16 protein-coding genes are annotated in these 18,529 nt (G+C 65.1%); 6 read left to right on the forward strand and 10 right to left on the reverse strand.

Going from position 1 to position 18,529, the window contains the following annotated elements; translation table 11 throughout:
* The first annotated feature begins 89 nt into the window (after positions 1 to 89).
* The gene (locus VSX60_RS17375) at positions 90 to 2,165 is read left to right on the forward strand and encodes a 3-hydroxyacyl-CoA dehydrogenase NAD-binding domain-containing protein (protein ID WP_327625526.1); all 2,076 of its coding nucleotides are present in this window, start codon (positions 90 to 92) and stop codon (positions 2,163 to 2,165) included.
* A 274-nt stretch (positions 2,166 to 2,439) separates the two neighbouring features.
* Positions 2,440 to 2,751 (forward strand): hypothetical protein, encoded by a 312-nt coding sequence (locus VSX60_RS17380; RefSeq protein ID WP_442873117.1) that lies wholly within the window; start codon positions 2,440 to 2,442, stop codon positions 2,749 to 2,751.
* Positions 2,752 to 2,821: 70 nt separating this feature from the next.
* Here VSX60_RS17380 and VSX60_RS17385 read toward each other — a convergent pair whose 3' ends face one another.
* Both VSX60_RS17385 and VSX60_RS17390 read right to left on the reverse strand, forming a co-directional pair.
* Positions 2,822 to 3,715 carry a quinoprotein dehydrogenase-associated SoxYZ-like carrier gene (locus tag VSX60_RS17385; RefSeq protein ID WP_327625528.1) on the reverse strand — a complete coding sequence of 298 codons (894 nt, stop codon included), beginning with the start codon at positions 3,713 to 3,715 and terminating at the stop codon, positions 2,822 to 2,824.
* Positions 3,716 to 3,871: 156 nt separating this feature from the next.
* Complete coding sequence (locus VSX60_RS17390; protein ID WP_327625529.1) at positions 3,872 to 4,819, reverse strand: quinoprotein relay system zinc metallohydrolase 2; 948 nt, start codon at positions 4,817 to 4,819, stop codon at positions 3,872 to 3,874.
* A 615-nt stretch (positions 4,820 to 5,434) separates the two neighbouring features.
* On the opposite strand from VSX60_RS17390, the gene VSX60_RS17395 reads away from it, so the two are divergent.
* From VSX60_RS17395 to VSX60_RS17410, 4 genes are all read left to right on the forward strand, one after another.
* A complete protein-coding gene (locus VSX60_RS17395) occupies positions 5,435 to 7,282 on the forward strand; it encodes a methanol/ethanol family PQQ-dependent dehydrogenase (protein WP_327625530.1) in 1,848 nt (615 codons plus the stop codon).
* 177 nt (positions 7,283 to 7,459) lie between these two features.
* Positions 7,460 to 8,173: a c-type cytochrome, methanol metabolism-related gene (locus tag VSX60_RS17400; protein WP_327625531.1), complete on the forward strand. Its 714-nt coding sequence runs from the start codon at positions 7,460 to 7,462 to the stop codon at positions 8,171 to 8,173.
* Between the two features lie 4 nt (positions 8,174 to 8,177).
* A complete protein-coding gene (locus VSX60_RS17405; RefSeq protein WP_327625532.1) occupies positions 8,178 to 9,065 on the forward strand; it encodes a substrate-binding domain-containing protein in 888 nt (295 codons plus the stop codon).
* Positions 9,062 to 9,715: a PQQ-dependent catabolism-associated CXXCW motif protein gene (locus VSX60_RS17410; protein ID WP_327625533.1), complete on the forward strand. Its 654-nt coding sequence runs from the start codon at positions 9,062 to 9,064 to the stop codon at positions 9,713 to 9,715. Before VSX60_RS17405 ends, VSX60_RS17410 begins: the two co-directional genes overlap by 4 nt.
* A gap of 22 nt (positions 9,716 to 9,737) precedes the next feature.
* Here VSX60_RS17410 and VSX60_RS17415 read toward each other — a convergent pair whose 3' ends face one another.
* The 8 genes from VSX60_RS17415 to VSX60_RS17450 all read right to left on the reverse strand — a co-directional run.
* Positions 9,738 to 10,520, reverse strand: coding sequence for a hypothetical protein (locus tag VSX60_RS17415; protein ID WP_327625534.1), 783 nt, complete (start codon positions 10,518 to 10,520; stop codon positions 9,738 to 9,740).
* A 35-nt stretch (positions 10,521 to 10,555) separates the two neighbouring features.
* On the reverse strand, positions 10,556 to 11,401 hold the full coding sequence (locus tag VSX60_RS17420; protein WP_327625535.1) for an ABC transporter permease: 846 nt from the start codon (positions 11,399 to 11,401) through the stop codon (positions 10,556 to 10,558).
* Positions 11,398 to 12,210, reverse strand: a complete 813-nt coding sequence (locus VSX60_RS17425) for an ABC transporter ATP-binding protein (protein ID WP_327625536.1) — start codon at positions 12,208 to 12,210, stop codon at positions 11,398 to 11,400. The genes VSX60_RS17420 and VSX60_RS17425 overlap by 4 nt, the downstream gene beginning before the upstream one ends.
* A gap of 101 nt (positions 12,211 to 12,311) precedes the next feature.
* Positions 12,312 to 12,905 carry a hypothetical protein gene (locus VSX60_RS17430; protein ID WP_327625537.1) on the reverse strand — a complete coding sequence of 198 codons (594 nt, stop codon included), beginning with the start codon at positions 12,903 to 12,905 and terminating at the stop codon, positions 12,312 to 12,314.
* Between the two features lie 54 nt (positions 12,906 to 12,959).
* Positions 12,960 to 13,934: a YVTN family beta-propeller repeat protein gene (locus tag VSX60_RS17435; RefSeq protein ID WP_327625538.1), complete on the reverse strand. Its 975-nt coding sequence runs from the start codon at positions 13,932 to 13,934 to the stop codon at positions 12,960 to 12,962.
* A 148-nt stretch (positions 13,935 to 14,082) separates the two neighbouring features.
* Positions 14,083 to 14,721, reverse strand: coding sequence for a response regulator transcription factor (locus tag VSX60_RS17440; protein WP_327625539.1), 639 nt, complete (start codon positions 14,719 to 14,721; stop codon positions 14,083 to 14,085).
* Positions 14,718 to 16,082, reverse strand: coding sequence for a sensor histidine kinase (locus VSX60_RS17445; protein WP_327625540.1), 1,365 nt, complete (start codon positions 16,080 to 16,082; stop codon positions 14,718 to 14,720). Before VSX60_RS17445 ends, VSX60_RS17440 begins: the two co-directional genes overlap by 4 nt.
* Positions 16,083 to 16,277: 195 nt before the next feature.
* Positions 16,278 to 18,529 (reverse strand): hypothetical protein (locus VSX60_RS17450; protein ID WP_327625541.1); only part of this gene is annotated, 2,252 nt, incomplete at its 5' end.

The raw sequence follows: 18,529 nt of genomic DNA on the forward strand, positions 1-18,529 counted from the left end.
TCAACGCGATCCGGCCACCCATGCGGCCCGGATAACCGCCGGCCTTTGCTGCGCCGGGATCGCTGCAATTGCGAATGGATACGCTCGACATGCTCCTGATCAACGACGCGGCAACGCTGGACAATGACGGCGCCATCGCCCTTCTGATGCTGCACAACCCGCCGGTGAACGCGTTGTCGCAAGTGCTGCGCGAGGGCATCGCGGCGGGCATTGAAGCGGCCGTCGCCGACGATGCGGTCAAGGCCATCGTGCTGATCTGCGAGGGCCGGACCTTTATCGCCGGGGCCGACATCAAGGAGTTCGGCAAGCCGATGGAAGGCCCGTCGCTGCGCGAGCTGGAGGACATCGTCGAGAACTGTCCCAAGCCGGTGATCGCGGCGCTGCACGGCACGGCGCTCGGCGGCGGGCTGGAACTGGCGCTCGCCTGCCACTACCGCATCGCGCTCCCTTCGGCGAAACTCGGCCTGCCGGAGATCAAGCTCGGCATCATTCCCGGCGCGGGCGGCACCCAGCGGTTGCCGCGGATGATCGGCTTGAAACGCGGGCTCGACATGATCCTCACCGGCACCCCGGTGGGCGCGGCGACGGCGCAAATGCTCGGTATCGTCGATGAACTGGCCGTTGGCGAATTGCGCGCCGAGGCGGTGCGGTTCGCGAACGACATCCTCCGGGAGGGACGGCCGCTGCGCAAGGTCAGCGAGGAAGACGACCGGCTGGCGCGCGAGGACATCGAGGCGGCCATCGCTGAAGCCCGCGCCGCCCACGGCCGCAAGATGAGGGGCTTCGACAGTTTCGACGAGGCGCTGGAGGCGGTCGCCAACGCGGCGCGGCTGCCCTTCGCGGAGGGCATGGCGCGCGAGAGCGACATCTTCGCCGAGCTGCTCGGCGGCATCCAATCGAAGGCGCAGCGCTATGTCTTCGGCGCAACACGGGCGGCCGCCAAGATCCCCGATATTGCGGCCGATATGCCGACCCGGCCGATCCGCACCGTCGGCATCATCGGCGCCGGCACGATGGGCGGCGGTATCGCCATGAATTTCCTCTCGGCCGGCATCCCGGTAACCATCGTCGAGGCCAAGCCGGAGGCGCTGGAGCGCGGCACCGGCATCATGCGGACAAACTACGAGGCTTCCGCGAAAAGGGGCCGCATCCGCCCGGAAGACGTCGACAAGGCGATGGGCCTGCTCTCGCCGTCGCTGGACATGTCCGATCTCGCCGATTGCGACCTGATCATCGAGGCGGCGTTCGAGGAGATGGCGGTGAAGAAGGACATCTTCGCCAGGCTCGACGGCATCGCCAAGAAGGGCGCGATTCTCGCCTCCAACACCTCCTATCTCGATATCGACGCAATCGCCTCGAGCACCAAGCGGCCCGAGGACGTCATCGGCCTGCATTTCTTCTCGCCGGCCAACATCATGAAGCTGCTGGAGGTGGTGCGCGGCGAGAAGACCGCGACGGACGTGATCGCCACGGCGATGAAGCTGGCCCGCGACATCGGCAAGACGGCGGTGCTGGTCGGCGTCTGCCACGGTTTCGTCGGCAACCGCATGCTCAACGCTCGCCAACGCGAGGCGAACAAGCTCATCCTGGAAGGCGCGATGCCCTGGGACGTCGACAGGGTGCTGACCGATTTCGGTCTGCCGATGGGGCCGTTCCGGATGGCCGACCTCGCCGGCCTCGACCTTGGCTGGAACCGCGAAACCTCGAAGGGCGAGACCATTCGCGAGCAGCTGTGCGAGGCGGACCGGCGCGGCCAGAAGACCGGCGCGGGCTTTTACGACTACGACGACAAGCGCAAAGGCTCGCCATCCAGGCTGGTGGAGAAAATGATTCGCGCCAAGTCGCGCGAGGAGGGCATCAAACGCCGGAATATCTCCGACGACGAAATCCTCGAAAGGCTGGTCTATCCAATGATCAACGAGGGCGCGAAGATCCTCGACGAGGGCATCGCGCTCAGGGCATCGGACATCGATGTGGTCTGGATCAACGGCTATGGCTGGCCGGTTTATCGCGGCGGACCGATGTTCTTCGCCGACACGATCGGGCCGGAGGTGGTTCTGGCGAAGATGCGCGAACTGGAGGAGCGGATGGGCGCGGATTTTACACCCGCGCCGCTGCTGGAGCGGATCGTCGAAGAGGGGCGGAGCTTTACCGGCTCGGCCTGAACGGCCCCCGGTCTTTCGATCGCGGGACTTTTTCCCGTATCCGCTTGGCGGGGAGCCGAAAGTCCACGGACCCCTTCACCTGGCCGGGATGCCGTCATACTCATGGGAAAATGGCGAGAACGGCAGGAGGGAGGACATGATGGCCAACAGCCGCTCACGCATCAGGTGGATCGCCGCGATGGTCGTGTCCGCCCTGCTTCTGCCTGCCGGATATGCCAGCGCTCAATCGGCGCTTCCGCCGGACAGGATTGTCGGCCCCGCCGGCGCGTTCAAGATCCCGACGACCGGCAGCGTGCCGAATGCCGCCACAGCCGACTATCCGACCGACGTGACGGCCGACTACGTGTTCGGCTGCATGGCGAGCAACGGCAACACGCGCACCGCGCTGGAGCAATGCTCCTGCTCCTTCGATGTCGTCGCCTCGCTGCTTCGCTATGAGCGCTACGTCGAAGCCTCGACATTCCTGTCGATGGGGCAGGTGACGGGGGAAAAGGGCGTCCTCTTCCGCACCAGCGCCGAGGCCAAGTCGGCCATCGGCGATCTCAGGCGGGCCCAGGCCGAAGCGGAAATCCGCTGCTTCGATTGAGAACGCCGCGCGCGGCCGCCATCATACCGTCAGCCGCGTGGGCTCGCGCACGCCCTGGCTGGGGCAGACCTCAGGACTGTTCGGGGACAAAGGTCTTTTCGAAGACCTTGCCCTCGGTGTCCGTGGCCTTGGCGTGGAACGGCACCGACAGATCGCCGCGATAGTTGAAGCGGAAGCTCGGATCCTCGGAAATCGAAATTCCGCCGGTCATCGAGAACAAGCGCTCGCCGCCCCGGTCGACCGCGAGATCGGTGATGAAATGCGCCGGGATATAGAGAAGCGTCACCTGATCCTTCTGCAACCCGGAATTGTTCGGATGCCGGATCATCAGCTGCGCTTCATGCGTCGCCGTGCCGCCGATATCCGCCGCGGCGAAGGCCCGCAGCTTCATCTGGCCCATCTGCTTTGCGGCGACTTCCGCGTCCTTCGCCGCCGGGGCGGCGCAGCCGCCGGCCGCCTTAACGTATTGCTTGGTGACGTAAAGCGTGCCGTCGGCCGCTTCGGCGATCGCGTGGATAACGGTGTAGGCGTTGACCCTGACACGGGTCGACAATTCGGTGAGGCCGGCGCCTTCGGCGATGTCGAAGGTGGCGGCCACTGGGGCGGGATTCTCGTCGATGACCAGCGTCACCTTGCGAATGTTCATGGCCGGATCGAGCGTCAGCTTGATCGGCACGATCGCCGGGTCAGTGGCGCGGCTTGGCGCTTCCAGCATGATCGCATCGGTGCCCTCGACCAGCTGTCGGTCACCGAACAGATCGCCCTTCAGGCCGGGCCAGGCGGATTCCATGGCGGCGGCCGCCGCTTCGGCGGGCGAGAGCGTCGATTGGGCGAACGCGGCGGGGCCAGAGAGCGTCAAAGCGGAAACGGCGAAAACGGCGAGCGAAAGAACGCTGGCCAGCGAGGTCCGCCGACGGGACCCGTGCGTCGCCTGGCGGTGCGGCCCAGCATGAGCGTCCAGCATGACAATCTCCCAATTTTCGTCGCGAGTGCCCGTTCGCTCCTCAGCTAATGTGACGGCATTGCCATGCGAGGACAAGGGAGGGCCGTCTCAACTCGCCTTGATCGATTCGCCTTGATCGCTTTGGAGAGCCGGACAGAAGCCGCGCCTTGCGCGGGGTCATTCCCATTCAAGTTCGGCGAAGGCGGCCGTGGCGTTGCGGGCGTTGAAGGCGTCGAAGACTTGCCATTTGCCGGCCTCGCTCCGGCCGGCGGTCTTGACTGCGTCGGCGAGTGGAACGCCATCGGCGATCGTCTGGCGGAGATCGGATGCGAGCCTTTCAAGATAGGCCGTCTGTGGCGCGAGCGCCTGCGGCCATGGCGCGCTGGCCGGCCCGTGGCCGGGTACGACGCGGCTTGCCGGAAGCGCCGCGAGCTCCGGCGTCTGGGCTAGCCAGCCCTTGATGCTGCCGTCGATCGCCGGCACATGCTTCATGAAGACGAGATCGCCGGCAAACAGCGTTCCGGTTGCCGCGTCGAGGACAGTCAGATCGTTGTCCGTATGGGCGGTGCCCCAGGCCGTCAGCGTCAGCTTGCGATTGCCGAGATCGATGATGCGCTCGTCCTCTACGGTCTCGTCCGGAAGTGTGACCGTGACCTCGTCGGCGAGCGCCGGGCCGAGCTGTTCGCGCATCGACTGCTTGTAGAAATCCGCCCGTGCGGCGAGCGCGGCGGGCAGCTTGCGATGTCCGATCAACGTCGCGCCGGCCTCCTTGAACACCTGGTTCCCGAAGATGTGATCGGGATGCATATGGGTGTTGACGAGGTAGCGGACCGGCTTGTCGGTGACCGCACGGATCGCCTGCAAGGCCGAGCGGGCGACCGCGACGCTGCCGCCACTGTCGATCACCGCCACGGCGTCGTCGCCGATCACGACACCGATATTGGCGATGTCGCCCTGGTTTTGAGGGCTGGTCTCCTCGACCAGACCGGCGTGGACGTAGATTCCGGGGACGATCTCCTCCAACGCCAGTGGCGCGGCAAATGCGGCGGTGGCGGCAGCCGAGGCGGCGAGGGCAACCAAGGTCGCCGTCGCGCAGCGCCGGAGGAATGTGAGACAGGTCGACATTGTTCCATCAGACATGCCCGCGCGCTGCGGGGCAAGACCACCGGCGGTTCCACGGCACGTGATCCATCCTGCGGCGATTCGACACGATCACAGGCGTACCGTCTCGCCCGAAGACGCCGCAGACCGGCGACGGGGATGTGGCTTGGTGACGCGGTGCCATTGCCTGGAGAGCCGACGGACAGTTTTCCTGCCGTCGGCCCAGTGGCGCGCGCGCTGCCGCATCAGCCGCCGGACAAGCAAATCTCATGCAAGCCGCTAAGTATTAAGGAGGTTCCCGGGGGCTGTGTGAACCGCACCCGCCCTACCGAATGATGGTATATTGCGACGCACCCTAAAAATGCTGCGACGCACATAGGAAAAGTGCCATTCGGAGCTTGCGCAGGAAAAATTCCCGAACTAGCATCGCCTCATGGTTTCCGGCTTCAAGGTCGCAGTGTTGGGAGCGCTGCGAATCCTCGAAGGCCACGGTAGGTGTCGATCAACGGTGCCCACCAAGACCCCTATTGGCGGTCGTGACACGCTGCCGGAAACCTTCCCCCAGACTATCGTTGGCTCAACGTTCGTCGGCAATCCTGCCGTCACGCGTCACCGCTACAGTTCCTTGGGAGGACACAGATGTTCAAGACAATCACGAAGGCCGCACTGGCATCCAGCCTGCTCATCTCGTTAGGGGCCGGGGCCTCGGCGAACGAGAAGCTGCAGGAGATGCAGGGCGACGCCGCACAGTGGGTGATGCCCACGGGCAACTACGCCAATCAGCGCTACTCGACGCTCGACAAGATCAACAAAGACAACGTCAAGAGCATGGTCCCAGCCTGGGGCTTTTCGACCGGCGTTCTGCGCGGCCACGAGGGCAACCCGCTGGTCGTCGGTGACACGATGTACGTGCACACGCCGTTCCCGAACATCGTCTATGCCCTCGATGCCAAGAATGACGGCGAGATCAAGTGGAAATACGAGCCCAAGCAGGATCCGAACGTCATTCCGGTGATGTGCTGCGACACGGTCAATCGCGGCGTCGCCTACGCGCCCGCACAGGGTGATGGCGGCAAGGATCTGGTGATCCTGCACCAGGCCGATACCACCGTCGTCGCGCTCGACGCCGCGACCGGCGAACAGGTCTGGTCGGTGCAGAATGGCGACCCGTCGAAGGGCGAAACCGGCACCGCGGCGCCGATGGTGTTCAAGGACAAGGTGCTGATCGGTATCTCCGGCGGCGAGTTCGGCGTGCGCGGCTCCGTCACCGCCTACAACGTTTCCGACGGTTCGCAGGCCTGGCGGGCCTATTCGACCGGTCCGGACGACGAGATGCTGTTCGACCCCGAGAGCACCACGGAACTCGGCAAACCGGTCGGTGCGGATTCCTCGCTCAAAAGCTGGGAAGGCGACCAGTGGCAGATCGGTGGCGGCACGACCTGGGGTTGGTTCGCCTATGATCCCGAACTGAACATGATCTATTACGGGACCGGCAACCCCTCGACCTGGAACCCGGCGCAGCGCCCGGGCGACAATAAATGGTCGATGACGATCATGGCCCGCGACGCCGATACCGGCATGGCGAAGTGGGTCTATCAGATGACCCCGCATGACGAGTGGGACTTCGACGGCGTCAACGAGATGATCCTCGCGGACATCGATGTCGGTGGCACCGCGACCAAGGCGCTCGTCCACTTCGACCGCAACGGTTTCGCCTACACGATGAACCGTGAAACCGGCGAGTTGCTGGTCGCCAAGAAGTACGATCCCGCCGTCAACTGGGCGACCGAAGTCGTCATGGACAAGGAATCCGACCAGTACGGCCGCCCGCAGGTGGTCGCGGAGTATTCGACCGAGCAGAACGGCGAGGATACCAACTCGACGGGCATCTGCCCGGCGGCGCTCGGTACCAAGGATCAGCAGCCGGCAGCCTATTCGCCGGAAACCAAGCTGTTCTACGTGCCGACCAACCACGTCTGCATGGACTACGAGCCGTTCCGCGTCGCCTATACGGCCGGACAACCCTATGTCGGCGCGACCCTGTCGATGTACCCGGCGCCCGACAGCCATGGCGGCATGGGCAACTTCATCGCCTGGGACGCCGGTAAGGGCGAGATCGTCTGGTCGCTGCCGGAGCAGTTCTCGGTATGGTCCGGTGCGCTGGCCACCAAGGGCGGTATCGTCTTCTACGGTACGCTCGAGGGTTATCTGAAGGCCGTCGACGCCGACACGGGCGAGGAGCTCTACAAGTACAAGACCCCGTCGGGCATCATCGGCAACGTGATGACCTACGAGAATGAAGGCAAGCAGTATGTCGGCGTTCTCTCCGGCATCGGCGGCTGGGCTGGTATCGGCCTCGCAGCGGGCCTCACCGATCCCACTGCCGGTCTCGGCGCGGTCGGCGGATATGCGGCGCTGTCGAAATACACCGCCCTCGGCGGCACGCTGACGGTGTTCACGGTTCCGGATCAGACGGCCGCGAAATAAGCCACAAGACGGGGGCCCCACTCTTTGCGGAGCGGGGCCCCGATGCGTGACGAGAGGGCCCGATATCAGGCTTCGGCCTCGATGCCGGGCCCTCGTTTTGGAAGGCGGTGGGGCCCTGCCATCATCGCCGAGAAGCCGGGCCGAGGATTCGCCCGCGTGTCGATCCGTGAGGTTTGAATGAATTCCAAGTTGATTGCGTTCGCTGGCGTCGTGCTTCTATCGGCCAGTAGCCTGACCTTCGCGCAGAGCGACGGAACCACCATCGTGCCGGCGGGCCAACAGGCGCCCGACGCGGCCAAGCCGGCCGCTGATGCGCCGGTAACGGCCGATGGCACGACAACGACCGCCAAGGAAGCCCCTGCCGAGGCCTCCACCGCAAGCGGCGAAAAGGCGATGGCGAGCGGCGAGACCATGAAGGTCGACGCGCATCCGTCGAAAGATACGGCGAGCGAAGGCAACCAGCCGAGCGAAGGCGAAGAGGGCAAATTCGTCGATCCTGCTGGAAACCCGACCTACAGCATGACCGAAGACGGCACCGCCGACTGGTACACCTGGCGGGGCTACAAGAAGTTCGGCGCCAACTGCCTGCAGTGCCATGGCCCGGACGGGATGGGCTCGTCCTTCGCCCCGAACCTGACGGAATCGCTGCAGACCCTGAGCTATTTCGACTTCGTCGGCATCGTCGTCAGCGGTCAGCAGAACCAGTGGAACTCGTCGGGCAATTCGATCATGCCGGCCTGGGGCGAAGATCCCAACGTTATGTGCTCACTGGATGCAATCTACATCTACCTGCGGGCCCGCACCGACGGAGTGGTCGGCCGCGGCGAGCCGAAGCGCCCAAAGAAGAACGAGGCGGGGCAGAAGGCCGAATACGATTGTCTGGGATTTTGATGCGATGATCCGCTTCGTCACAGCGGCTGTCGGCATCGCGAGCGCCTTGGCACTGGCGATACCGGCGGCGGCCCAGGATCGGGAGTTCGGCGGCGAGATCGAGCTCGTCGATCCGAACGTGCTGCGGGTCTGCGCGGACCCCAACAACTTGCCGTTTTCCAACGAGGCCGAAGCGGGCTTCGAGCAAGAGGTCGCCCGGTTCCTGGCCGACAAGCTGGGGCGGCAATCGGTGTCCTATACCTACTTTCCGCAGGCGACCGGCTTCGTGCGGATGACGCTCGGCTCCAATCTTTGCGACGTCATCATGAGCTATCCGCAGGGCGACGAGCTGGTTCAGAACACCAACGCCTATTACCGGACGGCCTATGCACTGGTCTATCCGAAGGACGGCGATCTCGCCGACGTCGAGACGATCGCGGACCCGAAGCTGAAGGACAAGCGCATCGGTATCGTCGCCGGCACGCCGCCGGCGACCTATCTCGCCCGCGCCGGCCTGATCGGCAAGGCCAAGCCCTACCAGTTGATGATCGACACGCGGTTCGACAATTCCGCCAAGGCGATGATCGACGATCTCGACAGTGGCGAGATCGACGCGGCGATCCTCTGGGGGCCGATGGCCGGCTATTACGCCAAGGAGTCGGGCAAGGACTACGCCGTCGTGCCGCTGACGCACGAGGGCAAAGGCCCGGCGACGACCTTCCGGATCACCATGGGCGTCCGCGCCTCCGACCAGCAGTGGAAGCGCACGCTCAACCAGGCGATCCAGGATTATCAGGGCGAGATCGACGAGATCCTGTTGTCCTACGGCGTGCCGCTGCTCGACGAAGAGGATCGGCCGATCGTGTCGAAGAGCGGTGAGCCGGCGCCGGAATCGCGGGAGCCGAAGGGATGAGAGCGGCCCGCCCGCCGGCCGGCCTGTTTGGCTTGGTTCGCACGAGGGCTCTCATCTGGATACTCTTGGCGCTCGTCCTCGCGCCGTCGTCAGCGTCGGCAAAGGAAGATGCTGTGGTCCCGGCGCCCGAGATCGCCGTCGAAGAACCAACTACCGCAACCGTTCCCCAGCCCGAGCCCGAGGACTATCGGACCGAGGCCTATCGCGCGCCGGTCCCGCCCAGTCTTGCGGGCGGTACCGTCGTCGATACGGCAGCCGCCAAGACGCTGCATGACGAGGGTGCGGCCTTCGTTGACGTCCTGCCGCGCGCGCCACGGCCGAAGGGCCTGCCCGCCGATACCATCTGGCGGCCGAAGCCACGCAGCAATATTCCGGGCTCGATCTGGCTGGTCGACACCGGCTATGGCGAGCTGGCGCCGACGATGGAGCGTTATCTCATCGACGGGCTCGTCGCAGTCACGCAAGGCGACAAGAGCCGCCCCATGGTCATCTACTGCCTGCGCGATTGCTGGATGAGCTACAACGCCGCCAAGCGCGCGATCCGCGCCGGCTATGCGGCCGTCCACTGGTATCCGGACGGCACCGATGGCTGGGCGGAAGCCGGCTACGCGCTGGCGCCGTCCGAGCCGGAGCTGCGGCCGGACGAATAGGCGCGCGTTTCGATCCGTCCGGTCACAGCGCGCTGGCGATCGCCCGGCCAAGGCCGAAGGCGCGCTGCTCGATCAGCACGGGCACTTCGCAGACATAGGTGAGAGACTGCCGACGCTCGTCGAAGATGCGGGTGTCCCAGAGAAGCGCCTGACGGGCGTTCTCGATCTCGGTCGGCGCCGCGTCCGGCTGTTGCCGCAGTCTGGCGAATTCGCTGCTTTGTTCGCGCAGCCTCTTCGCCAGCGCCTTCTGCTTGGCGCCGTAGCGCTCGATACCAACCATCACCTCGCCGCGCTCCTTGTTCAGGCGGTCGAGGATGTCGGTAACGATCGCGGTCGCCGTCGCCCCGCGCCCGTTCTCGGGAAGCTCGGCGACGAAGTCCTTGACCATCATTGCGGCTTCATCGAGCGGCAGCCGGCGCGCGACAATTTGGTCGGCCAGCACTCGCATCGCGTCGGTCCGCTCGACATTCGCTGCATTGGCGACGTCCGGGCCATTCCAGATCTGCGCCGGGGAGATCGTCTCGACGCGGCGCTGGATGCAGGGCCAGTCGGTGGTGCCCTTTTCCGGTGTCCGGGCGAAGCTCATCGGGCTGACCGGAGTTTCGGCTGGCGACGGCGGCTTCGCCTCCTCGGCTTCCGGCGCGTTGACGGGCGGCGGACCGGGCAGCACGAAGCCTTCGGGGATGTCGCGCGGCGCCGCGCCGTCCTGGGCGGTCGCGGGAAGAACGGCCAAGTGCAATAGAAGCGCGAGCGAACCCGCGACAAGCGCGGTTCCACCCATCCGACGGTGTGCGTTCGTGGACATGAAAGCCTCCCTTCGATAGCGGCTCAGGTGGCGTCTCACTGGCGTTTGCGGCTGATCAGGCCGCGCGCCGGATCGTAGGCGAGGATGGCGCCGCCGAGAAAGACGGCCGTGCAGCCGATGACGACGGCCAGCGCTTGCCAGTTGATCTCGCCGTAAAGCGCGAAGCGCACCAGTTCCACCGCGTGCGTGAACGGGTTGAACAGGGTGATCGTATAGAGCGGCGGGCTCGACTCCTGTACCCGCCAGAGCGGATAGAGCGCGGACGAGGCGAAATACATCGGGAAGATCACGAAGTTCATGACACCGGCGAAATTCTCCAGCTGCTTGACCAGCGAGGACAGCAGCATACCGAGCGAGCCGAGCATCAGGCCGGTCAGAATCAGCGCCGGCAGCACAGTGAGATACCCCGTCCAATGCGGCTGGACCTCCCAGAACCAGGCAATGGCGAAGAACACATAGACCTGGACGACACCGACCGCGACGCCGGCGGCGAGCTTGGAGACGAGCAGGAACCAGCGCGGCAGCGGCGAGACGAGCAGCGTCTTCATGGCGCCGGTCTCGCGGTCGTAGACCATCGACAGCGACGACTGCATGCCGTTGAACAACAAGATCATGCCGACGAGGCCGGGCGTGATGTAGACCTCGTAGAGAATGTAGGTCTGGTAGGGCGGCGTGATCGAGACACCGAGCACCTGGCGAAAGCCGGCGGCGAAGATGAACAGCCAGAGCAGCGGGCGCACCAGCGCCGAGACGAAGCGCTCGCGCTGATGCAGAAAGCGCAGCGCCTCGCGCCAGACGATGCCGCGAAAGCAGATGAGATAGGCAGATAGCGGAAAGCCGCTGGGCGTTGCGTCCGCCGGAACGCTTGCCGGGGTGCTCACGAGGCCATCTCCGGTTCGACGGTGCTCTTGGCCAATCCGGTGAGGCGGGTAAAGGCATCGCGGATCGAGCCGGCGCTTTCCGCAGCGACGATATCGGGGACGTTCCCCTCGGCCAGAACCTTGCCATTGTGGAGCACCACGACCCGGTCGGTCTCGTCGATCTCGTCGATGAGATGGGTGGCCCACAGGACGCTGACGCCTTCGTCTTTCACGAGCCGCCGCACTTCCGAGACGATCTCGGCGCGCGAGCGGATGTCGAGCCCAACCGTCGGCTCGTCGAGCAGGATGAGGCGCGGCCGGTGCATGAAGGCCCGGACGATCTCGATACGGCGAAGCTGGCCGCCGGAGAGGTTGCGCGCCTTCTCGCCCATCCGGTCGACGAGTTCGGAGCCGCGAAGGATTTCCGCGATCCGGCGACTGGCTTCGGCGCCGGTCATGCCGTGCAGGGCGGCGTGATATTTGAGGTTCTGGCGGATCGACAGGTCGAGATCGAGCGTGCGGGCCTGGAAGACCACGCCGAGGCGGCGCAGCGCCTCGCCCGGCTCCTCGTTCAGGCGGCGGCCGAGAATGCGGATTTCGCCGTCACGGACGTTGAACAGCCGGGTCACAAGCGAAAACAGCGTCGACTTGCCGGCGCCGTTGGGGCCGAGGAGGGCGGTGAACGAGCCCTGCGGCACCGCGAACGACACGCCGTCGAGTGCCTTGCGGTCGCCATAGGAATGGCTGACACGACGAACGTCGAGCGCGGGAGGGGCGTCCGGCGCCCCGGCGCTGAGATCGGGTGTCATGATCGCGGCATCCAAGGCCATCGTGCTCCATTGCGGTCGGTGGGACCCGCCGGCAAGCCTATCGCGGGGCCGGTCGGGAAGACAGTGGCGGTGGGTGCTCCTTGGCGGCGCCCGATGCCGCGCTATGGAACGATGGTGATCGTGCCCTTCATGCCCTGTTCTTCGTCGAGGCCCTCGACATACCAATCGTAGCGGCCGGGCCGGGTGGTCTGAAACTGCACGGTGATCACGCCGGTCGCGTCGAATTCCAGCCAGGCCGGCGGGCCGGCCATATGCACCTCGAGGTCGGCAATGACGATCTGGTTTATCCAGACATTGCGGAAGAAGCCGGGCGCGTGGAACTTGTACTCGAGCCCGCCTTCGGAGGCGATGTCCCAGCGGTAGGCCTGGTTGGCCCTGAGATAGATGTCGGTGTGGCTGACGGCGAATTCGCTGTCGGGGGCGCCGAGGACCAGCGGCGTGACGATCTGGCTCGACAGCGAGACGGGCGGCAGGCCGATCTGGTCGCCGTTCAGGGCGCTCGCCGGCATCAGCTCCGAGCCCTTCGGGATGGTCAGTTCCTCGGCCGTCGGTACCATCGCGGCGCCGGTCGCGTCATCGTCGTCGTCACTATCAGCGGCCGCCTCTCCGGCTGCTCCCGCGTCCTGCGCGGCAACGACCGTGATCGGCGCGAAGGCGAGGATTGCCGCCATCAGCAAGAGCCAGATTCGTTTCATCGCTCGGTTCTCTCCCAAAAAGTCCGCGTTATGCGCCTCGCTCCGTCCGCCGACTCATTCGCCAGGCGTGACGGCGACGCCCCAGGGCTGCTGCCCGACCTGGACAGACTTGATCACCTCGTCATCCTCGACGTCGATGATCGAGATGTCGTTGGAGACGCCGTTGGTGGTGAAGAGATGCGTTTCGCCCGGCGAGAAGGCGAGCTGCCAGACCCGCTGGCCGACGAGCAGATAGTCGACCACCTCATAGGTCTCGGCATCGATCACCGCGACGCGGTTGGCCGGCCCGAGCGCCACATAGGCCTTGTTGCCGTCGGCGGTGATCCGCACACCGACCGGCTGGATCGCCTCGGAGCGGATTCCTTGAATTTCGAAGGTGATCTTCGCCTTGATCTCCTTCGTGGCCGCGTCGATCACGCTCACCGTGCCGCCGATCTCGGCCGATACCCAGACCTCCGAGCCGTCCCGCTTGTATTCGGCGAAACGGGGCCGGGAATCCACGAGGACATTGGCGGTGATCTGGTGGCTGTCGCTGTCGATGAAATGGGCCATGTTCGTCGTTTCCGACGTGTTGACGATGGTCGCGCCGTCGGGCGAGACCGCCATCCCCTCCGGCTCGACGCCGACCGGGATTTCCGCGAGGCGCGCGCCGGTTTGAAGATCGATGGCGGTGACGAGATTGTCGTCCTCATTGGCGACGTAGAGCCGCTTGCCGTCCGGCGACAGGATCAGCAGTTCGGGATCGGGGCCGGAGGGCAGGGTCTTGAGAAACTTGTAGGTCGCCGTGTCGTAGACCTGGATGGTGTCGTCGTCGCTGGCGCAGACGAAGATCTGGCTGCCGTCGGCGCTGACGGCGATGCCGCGCGGCCGCTGGCCCACCTTGAAGGTGTCGATGACCTCGAAATTCTCCGAGTCGAGGACGGTGATGTCGTTGCCCTTCTCGTTGGACACGAAAATCTTGTAGGCGAAAGCCGGAGTCGCGGAGAGCGCGAGCAGGCCAGCCAATGCCATCAAAGGCAGTCGTTTCATCACCCGCTGGTTCCTCCCCTGCGATGGGCCACAGATTGCGCTCTTCCGTCCGCGCGCCGACCGCTTGGGCGCTACGCTATCCCGCCGTTTCCAGGCGTTACAACGGGATAACTTCCCGTCTTCCCGAAAGTCGTGGGGTCGGCGAAACTCATGGCCGTTCGCGATCGAGCATGCGGCCGCCTTTGCTCTCCAGCGCGAAGCGGACCAGGTCGGAGGTGCGGTCGACGCCGAGCTTCTCCTTCATACGCGACGAGGTGTTGGCGATGGTCTTGTAGGCGACGCCGAGGCCTTGCGCGATGTCGGTGAGGCTCTTGCCCTCGCCGAGCATGTGCAGGATCTGCAATTCGCGCCGCGACAGCTCCTTCGTTCCCCCCTCGGAGGACTCGTGGCGGGCCATCAGCGCCGTCGTCTCGCTGTCGACATAGGTTTCGCCAACCAGCGCCTTTTCGATCGCCACCAGCAGTTCGTCGGTCGGCGCGCTCTTCGAGACATAGCCGAGCGCGCCGTCGCGCCGGGCCGAGGCGGCATAGACGATGTCGGAATACATCGAGAACACGACGATTTTCGCCTTCGGGTCGTCGGCGCGCAGGCGCCGCAGGGCGTCGAGGCCGCTGCCGTTCTTCAGATTGATGTCGAGGATGGTCACGTCCGGCCGGAATTTGCGGAACTCCGCCAGCGCCTCGGACGGCGTCTCCGCCTCGGCGATCGCAGTGGCCGGCAGCGCCTCGACCAGCCGCCTGACGCCGTCGCGCACCACCGTGTGATCGTCGACGATCAGGATCTTCATGCCGCGTCTCCACCCATGCCGGAGACTACCGCGCCGGGGGGCGCGCTGTCACGGGGAAGCGGCACCCGTCCTTCCAACCGCACGCCGGGCGGGAACGGCACCTGCGACATCGTCAGTTCGCCGCCGGCCGCCTCGACCCGCTCGCGCATGCCGAGAAGGCCGAATCCGCCTTCTGTCCCTGGCTCGGCGAGGCCGCCGCCATCGTCGACGACGCTGAAGGCGAGATGGTTCTCGCCTGGCGCCACGCGGACGGCGACCCGCGTCGGCGCGCTGTGGCGCAGCGCGTTGTTCAGCCCCTCGCGCACCGCCCGGTGGACCAGCACCTCCAGCGGCCCGCCCCAGTCGCCTTCGGCCAGCTCGGCGGAAAAGGCCACGTCGCCGTGGCGGCGGGAAAGCTCCGCGATCAGTTCCTCGATCGCCGCCTTGAGGCCCAATCCCGGCGTCAGGCCGGGCCTCAGATCGGAGAGGATGCGCCGTACCTCCTGACGGGCGCGATGGGCGGCGGTCTTGATCGCCTCGGCGCGGCCCGTCACCTTGTCGTCGGCGCTCCTGGCGAGGCGGGCGATCGCCGAAGCGTCGACGTCGATGGCAAACAGCAGCGGCCCGATGTCGTCGTGGAGATCGCGGGCGAGCTCGGCCCGCTCCTCGTCCTGCAGCCGCAACAGCTGTTCCGACAGGCGGCGGTTGCGGGCGGAAATTTCGGCAAGCCGCGCCGCCATCTCGTTGCAGCGGGTGGCGAGCACCCGCATTTCCGGCGGGCCGGACGGCGCGACGCGGCTTGCATAGTCGCCGGTGCCGATGCGGGCGAAGGCGGCCTGGATCGCCCCGAGCGGCCTCAGCGCCCGGTCGGCGACCACCCAGATGGCCGCGAAGGCGAGCAACACGAACAGGACGAGGCTGCCGAGGCCGAGGCCAAGATCGGTCCAGCTGGTGGCGATCTCGTTGCGCGGATCGATCGAGACGGCGACGGCGGTCATCGGCAAGGCGGCGCCCGACAGCGGCATGACCGTGGTCGAGGTATCCGGCGCGAGCAGGCGGACGAACCAGTCCGGCAGGGCGCCGTAATCCTTGGCCGGGGTGGAGAAATCCCGGACAGCGCCGGTGGAATCGATCAGCAGCACCTGCACATGCCGGTCGCCGTTGAAGGCGCGCACGAAGCTGGAAAGCTCCGCCGCCGTGTCGCGCGAGGCGGGCAGCTTGGCGACGAGCTGGGCGACCCGGTTGGCGGCGACGCTGCGGGCGGCGGAGAGCTCGGCGGCGACGTTCTTCGTCGCCTGATCGTAGGTCAACAACCCGCCGATGATCAGGATCGCGACGAACGCGGCGCTCAAGGTGGCGGCAAGGCGGGCTTTGAGGGACACGGGAAGGCAGGACCGGGGTTCGACGAGGGGCTGAGCGCGGGGGTGCCGGCGGAGGCTATGCGGGAAGCGGGGTGGAGGGAAGGGTGGGGGCTCTGGGGGCCCCTATTTGGCTGGGAGCGGAATGGCGGCTTCGGTGCAGCGACGGCGCGAGAGTCGCGGGTTGGCTTCCGACCCATCCAAAATATTGGAGTGTTTCTAAGGCCGCTCGAACAACACACGATATATTGGCCAGACTTCCTTCAGGTCGGAGGCGGCGCCTGTTCGATGGGTAAGAACCACCGGCGCAAAGTCGCCGTTGATCGCTAGGCTTTCCAAGATGACGGTGCCGCCCTCTCCACGCCGCAGGCGCTTGAAGTAGCGGTCATCGGCCATGTCGCCGGCGATGACGGGGCGTCCGTTCAGGCTACTCAGGGCGTCCTCCGCCGAGATCGGATCGCCGATCATGAGCATCTGGCCGTTGAGGGCGGATGGCTCGGCGCTGTCCCCAGAAACCTCCACGAGACCCTTCACATTGGTTGCATAGCGCTGGATAACGGCCTCGCCGCCGCAGTCGCAGATCTCGCCTTCGCTCGCTATGGCCGTTGGGCTATCGTCAAACAGCACGCCGATAACCTTGTGCAGCTCGAGCGTCGCTTTCTTGACGACAATGGGCGGTGCAATCTGCCGGGGATTGACGGCTCGGGCTGTAAGCACCGCGATGTCGCTATGGTTGTCGGCGATTTCAAAACGCCGCGCGACAACGCGGTCCTCGCATCTTGCGACCACAAGCGACCGTGGGGACGGTTCGCCAATTTCGTTCACTAGCAGGATGTCGCCCTTCCGGGCGACCGGCTCCAGCGTGGGCGCATTGAGTCGGAAAGCGAAATGACGGCCAAGCACGAGCGATTTCGTGCTGGCACCGAAGAGATCGAGTTCCACTCTTCCATCAGCGGTTTTGCCTCCGGTCAGAGCAGCAGCACGGCCTAACAACTCAAACCGCAGACTTTTGATCTTCTCAGTATAGCCTTCAGGCAGTTCACAGCTCGGCTCGCTTGCGTAAAGCGCGCGCAGGCCCCCGTGGATAAGCTGATGGTCGCGCGCCAACTGAAATGCGCGCTTAAGGGCTGGCGAAAGCTTCTTGCGCCAATGTTCTTCGACCCCATGAGCCTCGGCAATGCCGAGATTTATTCGCCCCGAGTGGTGAGCCATCTCCATATGTCTGATGGGTGGTTTCTCCTTTTCCAGTTCGCGGACGAGGCCCTTGAATTCGGACTTGTCCCAGGGTGCAAGCCCAGCCTTATGAAGTTCACTAATTCTATTCCGGGCGTCGCCCATGACGAAGCCGGAGTTTGCCCACTGCACATCAGCCGCATTTCCCCGTAGCATCAGCCTTAGAAGCCCCTCGACGTAAATGCGGACGACGCTGATGTAATCTTGGCCGGCAGACGCCGTGTTCTCGTCAATGGCCTTTTTCCACCTCCGATCGAGCGAGGCCCCTTCGAAGATTCCGGCGCGTCCGAGTTCGGATCCCGCTGAGACGACGATCGCCTCGCGAGCCTCGACCCCGTCGATCTTTAGAAGCTCGACAAAAATTTCATCATGAGTGACGAGCATGACTTGAGCTGGCGTTGAGCGCGCTTGAAGGCCTACGATCTCCAGCCCCCAACGGTGACGATGTTCGGCATCGAACGTCGCTTGAGGGTCGTCCAGCAGCAGCAAGGGCAAAGGGTCGGCACCGAGTTGGTTGATGGCTTCGTCACGAAGAGCAAACAGAAATGCCCACAGTACCGCCCGCAGCCAGGAGGTATTAGCAACGAGTGTGGCATCAATCTTAAAATCCTCGTCGAAGGCGGCTTGGACCTCCAAGCCCGCTTTGCGCTGGAGCTTGGCCCCCTTGAACGACAGTCTCTCGGTCAAGTGGATACGCTTGAGAATCGTCCCAATGTCCTCAGATAAGGTCTCAATCGCCAGCCGTGCCTGCGCATCGGCCAGTGCTCCGAGCGACTTGAGTGGCGCTAGATGGCCAGCGATGGCCTCCCGCTCTTCCTGTATCTTTTGAAGGCGACGAGCCTCGCGTCCGTGCTTCCAAGCCCGCGCCAAGGCGTCGGCGGCCCCTCGATAAGGCTCGGCTTCGCTGGTTGCATTAGATAGCCGCGTGAGGTGCTCGGCGAATGTCTCGCGGCGGCCCTTTGCTGTCCCGCCGGGTGTCGCTTCTTTCTCGCCCATAGTGGATGCGCCGCCAGCAGCGTCGGTCCACCAAGTCTCCCAAGCGGGGGCGTTGTCGCGGCGCCATTGTTCGAGCAACAGGAGTCGCCTCACCGCCGCGATGCGGGTTTGCACGCGCTGAGTGGCGTCCAGCGGACTAGAGCATCCGGCGAATAATTTGAATCGACGGGTTCCCATTTGATGTTCGGTTTGATTCTCTGTGAGCAGGAGGTGCTCTATGGGAAAGGCTGTTTCATCAGATT

It is taken from the genome of Aurantimonas sp. A3-2-R12 (assembly GCF_036016755.1).
Lineage (GTDB): Bacteria > Pseudomonadota > Alphaproteobacteria > Rhizobiales > Rhizobiaceae > Aurantimonas > Aurantimonas coralicida_A.